6 protein-coding genes are annotated in these 6,324 nt (G+C 35.1%); all 6 read left to right on the top strand.

Annotated features, from left to right (window positions below):
• Position 1: 1 nt before the first annotated feature.
• The 6 genes from bamA (at position 2) to LC457_RS20240 (ending at position 5,826) form a co-directional block, all read left to right on the top strand.
• A complete protein-coding gene (gene bamA, locus LC457_RS20215; protein WP_223601455.1) occupies positions 2-2,536 on the top strand; it encodes an outer membrane protein assembly factor BamA in 2,535 nt (844 codons plus the stop codon).
• Positions 2,537-2,544: 8 nt separating this feature from the next.
• Entirely contained in the window at positions 2,545-3,099 is a 555-nt protein-coding gene (locus LC457_RS20220; RefSeq protein WP_047424847.1) for an OmpH family outer membrane protein, read from the top strand.
• Positions 3,100-3,166: 67 nt separating this feature from the next.
• Complete coding sequence (locus tag LC457_RS20225; protein ID WP_223601456.1) at positions 3,167-3,670, top strand: OmpH family outer membrane protein; 504 nt, start codon at positions 3,167-3,169, stop codon at positions 3,668-3,670.
• A gap of 70 nt (positions 3,671-3,740) precedes the next feature.
• Entirely contained in the window at positions 3,741-4,226 is a 486-nt protein-coding gene (locus LC457_RS20230) for a thioesterase family protein (protein WP_047377420.1), read from the top strand.
• Between the two features lie 48 nt (positions 4,227-4,274).
• Complete coding sequence (gene rfbD, locus LC457_RS20235; RefSeq protein WP_223601457.1) at positions 4,275-5,138, top strand: dTDP-4-dehydrorhamnose reductase; 864 nt, start codon at positions 4,275-4,277, stop codon at positions 5,136-5,138.
• Between the two features lie 7 nt (positions 5,139-5,145).
• Positions 5,146-5,826 carry a hypothetical protein gene (locus tag LC457_RS20240; RefSeq protein ID WP_223601458.1) on the top strand — a complete coding sequence of 227 codons (681 nt, stop codon included), beginning with the start codon at positions 5,146-5,148 and terminating at the stop codon, positions 5,824-5,826.
• The last annotated feature ends 498 nt before the right edge of the window (positions 5,827-6,324 follow it).

Consider the following 6,324-nt stretch of genomic DNA (forward strand, 5'->3'; position numbering starts at 1 on the left):
AATGAAGTTTAGACTATTACCCATCATTATGTTTGCTGCTTCTGCACATTTTTATGGACAAGTAACTCCACAAGACAGCACAAAAGTAAATAATGCTGTTCACGCAGAAAATGAGGCAGGCACTTATACACTTAAAGACATCGTTGTAGATGGGGTAAAAAAATATACACCAGCTCAGATCTTAAGATTTACAGGTCTTACCAAGGGAGAAAGCGTAGACATTCCAGGACAGAAAATCAGTAATGCTGTTAAAAAACTTTGGGATACCCAATCTTTTTCTGAAGTGGAAGTTTATGTTCAAAGCATTGAAGGACAGACAATCGTTCTGAAATTTCACTTACAGGATCTGAAAGAACTTGGAGAAGTGAAATTTGCAGGAAAAGGAATTGGTAAATCTAAAAGTGAAAAACTGGCAAAGGATAACAACCTTAAGCCAGGAACTAAGATTACTCAAAACTTAGTTTCTAGTCTTAAAACAAATGTCCCTAAAGATTATATTAAAAAAGGTTTTGCAGATGCCAAAATCAGCATCCAGGATAAAGTAAACGCAGGAGACCCTGCTTTAGTAGACTGGACCATCAATGTAGAAAAGGGAAAAAGAATTAAGATTGATCATATTGAATTTGAAGGAAACGAAAATGTAACCGATAGTAAGCTTAGAAACAAAGCTTTCAAAGAAACAAAACAAAAACGTTTCGGTATCGGTGGTATTTTGAAATCCTCAAAATTCATTGAAGATAAATATCAGGAAGATAAACAAAGTCTTATCAGTTATTATAACTCTCTGGGATATAGAGACGCAAAAATCGTTTCCGATTCAGTTTGGAGAAACAAAAGAAATAACTACGAAATCAATGTAAAACTTAACGAGGGTAAAAAATATTACATCGGGGACGTTACGTTCACAGGTAATACGGTTTACGCTACAGAATACTTACAAAGATTATTAGGATACAAGAAAGGAGATATCTACGATGCTGTAGGATTCAACAAAAAAGTAGGAGAAGACGGTGGTAAAGAAGATGACTCAGATATCAAATCTGTTTACATGAACAATGGTTACCTTTTCTCCAATGTTACACCTGTTGAAAAATCAGTATCAGGAGATGCTGTAAATCTTGAAGTTAGAATTAATGAAGGAGAACAGGCTACCTGGAATAAAGTAACATGGCAGGGGAATACTACAACCCATGACCACGTAATTCTTAGAGCACTGAGAACAAAACCGGGAGAGCTATTCAAGAAAACAGAAATTAAAAGAACATATTTCGATCTTGCAGGGATGTCATTCTTTGACCCTCAGCAGATCGGACAGGATATTCAGCCAAATCAGGTAGATAATACCGTGGATATTAACTGGAAACTCGTAGAGAAAGGTTCTTCTCAGGTACAGTTGCAGGCGGGTTACGGTGGTAACAGCTTCATCGGTACTTTAGGATTAACTTTTAATAACTTCTCATTAAAGAACTTCCTTAAGTTTAAAGATTTCAAACCGGTACCTCAGGGAGACGGGCAAACCTTCTCAATTCAGGTTCAGGCAGGACAGTACTTCCAGAACTATGGAGTATCATTCACAGAACCTTGGTTATTTGGTACAAGAGCAACAGCCCTTTCTGTAAGTTTGAACAACTCCAGAGTGAGATATACAGACCAATACGGAGCTGCTCAGAAATTGAATATTTTCTCCGCTTCAGCAGGTTTGAACAGACTATTGAACTGGCCGGATGATTATTTCTCACTTTATACAGGATTACAGTTCCAGAAGTATGACTTCAATAACTATCCTTTCCAGTTTGGAAATACAACAGAAAATAATGGTACAGCCAATAACTTCAGTATCAACTTAGGGTTGAGCAGAAACTCGGCAGGTATCGACCCAATCTTCCCGACAATGGGATCCAATATTGAGCTTTCAGCAAAACTGACACCTCCATACTCATTGTTTAAAAAGAAAGACTACTCCACAATGTCAGCTATTGACAAATATAAGTGGATGGAATTCTATAAGATTAAATTCAAGGCAGATGTATACAATGAAATCATTGGAAAGCTAGTCTTAAGATCTTCTGCAGAAATGGGATTCATGGACGGATATAACAGTAAATTGGGAGCTCCGCCATTTGAAAGATTCTATATGGGAGGTACAGGACTTTTCGGAGGTAGATATGACGGTAGAGAATTGATTCCTTTAAGAGGATATGAAAATGCCAGTACAGAAGGAGGTCAGGCAGATGATATTACCCAGACAGGTGGTGGTACAATCTATAACAGATTTACTTTAGAATTAAGATACCCGATTTCAATGAGCCAGACTGCAAAAATCTATGCATTGACATTTGCTGAAGGAGGGAACGTATGGAACTCATGGAGTTCTTACAGTCCATTCCAATTGAAAAGGTCAGTCGGAATTGGTGTAAGAGTATATATGGGAGCATTTGGATTAATCGGATTTGACTTTGCACTTGGTCTTGATAAGACATTGTCAGGTGATAAATCAGGATGGCGTAACCACTTCTTGATGAACCAAACATTATAATTACAAATATGAAGCACTTTAAAATAACTTTTACATTCGCATTACTTTTGCTTTTTGGATTCAGCAATGCCCAGAAAATCGGAGTGGTGGATACTAATGAAATTTTAAATAAATTACCTCAGTATAAAGAAGCTGAAGCAAGACTGAATTCTCAGATCGATACCTGGGAGTCAGAACTTCAAAATCTTCAATCTGAATATGAAAGAAAAAAAGCTGCTTTCGAAAGTGAAAAAGTATTATTGATAGGAGACCAGCTTAAACTGAGAGAAAAAGAAGTTGTAGACCTTGATAAAAATATTAAAACAACTACTAGCTTACGTTTTGGAGCTAACGGTGAGATTACAAAACTGAGAACAAACCTTGTTTTGCCTTTTCAGGATCAGATCTGGGGAGCTATCAAAACAATGTCCGAAAAAAATGGCTTGGGCATAGTTCTTGATAAAAGCAATAACATTAGTGTTATCTTCCTTCAGTCTAAATATGATTACACCGAGAAAGTATTGTCTGTTTTGCTGAAAGGAACAGATAAGAAAGAAAAAACAAATAGCAAAGGCAAAAAATAAGTTTAAAAAATTAACTTTTGCTATATTTTAAAATCTAAAAACAAATTAAATTATTTATTTACCAATTATGAAAAAATTAAGTGTATTATTTGCAGCAGTAATGATGGTTGTATCTGTAGGTATGGCAAAAGCTCAAAAAATTGCTACTTTAGATGTAATGGGAGTTCTTAACGCTATGCCGGAGAAAAAGAAAGCAGATGCTGATCTTAAAACATTCTTAGATACAAAACAGGCTGAGATTAAGAAAAAAGCAGACGCAGCTCAAACTAAATATCAGCAATATCAGACAGAAGCTCCGAAAAAAACAGCTGATGAAAACGCAGCAAGAGAAGCTGAAATGAAAAAATTAGCTGAAGAAATCCAGCAAATGCAGGACAAAGCTCAAAAAGATCTACAAGCTAAGCAAGACGTAGCTTTCGGACCGGTTGAGAAAAAACTGAATGATGCAGTAGAGAAAGTAGCTAAAGCTAGTGGATATGACTACATTATGGATGCAAACTCACCAGCATTCCTTTATAAGGCAGGAGCAGATGCTACTGCAGCTGTAAAGAAAGAATTAGGAATTCAATAATTTCAGCAAATTAACAAAGATTTATAAAACTAACCACCTCTTTTAGAGGTGGTTTTTTTATTTTTGCGGAATGGAAAAAGAAGTATCAACTACGGTAAAAGTCAGGTTTAGTGACTGCGATCCGATCGGACATTTGAATAATGTAAAATATCTTGATTATATGTTCAATGCCAGAGAAGATCATGTAGAAACATTTTATGGATTTACATACGAAGAATATACCAAGAAAACCGGCTGTACCTGGATTGCCATTCAAAATGAAATAGCATATTTAAAAGAAGTAAGATATAACACCCAGGTCGTAATCAGCAGCAAAACCATCGATGTACAGGATAGAACTGCAAAAGTGGAAATCCTGATGAAAAGTTTAGATGAAAAAACAATTCATGCCGTACTCTGGGTAACTGTTATTTATTTCAATGTCAAAACAAGAAAATCTGAAGTTCATCCTGAAGATGTCAAAGAAATTTTCGATAAGTTTTATGTAGATTTGATCCAGAAAGACTTCCAGTCAAGAGTGAAGTTTTTAAGAAGTCAAAATGCTAAAAATTCTTAATCAGCAACTCTTATTGAAAATTCCAACTTAAAAATTAATAATATATAAATGAAAAAAATAGCAGTAATAGGAAGCAACGGACAATTAGGAAACTGCATTAGAAAAATAGCTCCGGACTTTGAACATCAATATGAATTCTTATTTACAGACTCATCCACTCTTGATGTTACCAATGAAGACCAGGTAAATGACTTCTTTTATGATAACAAACCTGATTACTGCATCAATGCTTCAGCATACACAGCGGTAGACCTGGCTGAAACAGAAAAAGAAAAAGCTTTTGCAGTAAATGCCGACGGTGTAGCTCATCTTGCCCAGGCGTGTGCAGATTATAAAACTATCCTGATTCATGTTTCTACAGACTACGTTTTTGATGGAACCACAAACCTTCCATACTCCGAAGACGATTTTACCAATCCAATAGGAGTATATGGAGAATCAAAAAGAAAAGGAGAAGAGCTTGCTCTGGAAATTAATCCTAAAACAATTATTCTGAGAACCTCATGGCTATACTCAGAGTTCAATAAGAATTTTGTGAAAACAATGCTGAACCTGTTCTCTCAGAAAAAAGAATTGGGAATAGTTGCTGATCAGTTTGGGCAGCCAACCAATGCAAATGATCTGGCAGAAGCTATCATGGACATTATCGAAGCTCACCATAAAACCTACGGAGTTTTCCACTTCTCAAACTATCCGGAGACTACATGGTTTGAATTTGCCAAAAAAATTGCTGAATTTTCAAAATCTTCAATAAAATTGAATCCATTAACAACCGAACAGTATCCAACACCTGCCAAAAGACCTGTAAGAAGTACAATGTCTTTAGATAAAATAGAAGAAACTTACAAAATAGAGCCCAAACATTGGGAAAACAGTCTTGAAGAATGTGTTGATACACTTTCACAACAATAATATATATATGAAGAATATTGTAATCATCTTTTCAGTATTGTGTATCCAGCTGTGGAATGCACAAAATGTTTATCTGACTAAGGTTGAAAAAACAAATGATAATCAGGATAAATTCTTTTATAAAAAAGAAGCTGCCGCTGCAGATGCCGTTTATTTAGGAGAAGTAGAAGTTCAGGGTTTTTCAAAAGATGATGCACTTATATTTTCCTTAGTCTATAAAAAAGCAAAAGAAATCGGTGCTAATACTTTTGAATTAAAACCTTTCGAAAATGTAGATGGGACAGCTCAGTCATTCAATGCTGCCAATTATAAGATTGCTTTATATTATACACCTAAAGAAAAGTTAGCAACACAGCATGGCGAGATGTACATATTTGCTTCCTCTGAAAAAGATCAGAAAATTAGCATCAATCGTAAAGACTATACCATCTCTCCAAGATCATTTTTAAAATTAAAAGTTGTTCCAGGAGAAATCTATACAATTTCTACCAAGAAACTTTTAGGTTCTACTATCAAAGTTCAGCCAAAAGCGAATGATGATAACCTATATTTTCAGGTTTCCTCTTTAAAAGTAAAGCCGGATAACTCAGGAGTAGGTGGTTTGAATCTTAAATCCGGCGATATTATTGGTCTGGAAAAGTCTTATGCCGAATTTTTGAGCGCAATTTACAAAGAAAACAATCCTTAAGGAGTAGGCTGTAACGGCATTATTAGTGATTTTACTTTATATAGATTAATACTGAGGAAAATTGTTTAAAATTTTTCTTCCTTTGTTTCAGTTGTTTAGGGATTAATATTACGAAACGGTAAAATTTATGTTAAATAAAGTTGCAGGGTGTAGTATAAGTTTCTATCTTTGCCCCACTGAAAAACGAGAGTAAGACAGTAGCGCAGAAGAGCTTTTAGATAAGCTAGAAACATTAAGATACTTCAAAAAGAGACGGACGAAAAAACTTGAAAATTTTTAATAAAAAAAGTTGCGGGTTAAAAAAGAGTTTGTATCTTTGCAGTCCCAAATAAAGGGAGCGCAGGAGTAGGGTGATTGAGGTTAAGAAAGAGATTAAGGTTACTTAAAAAACTTTAAAATTTTCTTTCAAAACATTTGGTCATTAAGAAATAAAGTTTTACTTTTGCACTCGCAAATACGGAGCGACACTGACAGAGAAGATTGCTACGTTGAAAAGCG

The organism is Chryseobacterium sp. GVT01B (genome assembly GCF_019970045.1).
Lineage (GTDB): Bacteria > Bacteroidota > Bacteroidia > Flavobacteriales > Weeksellaceae > Chryseobacterium.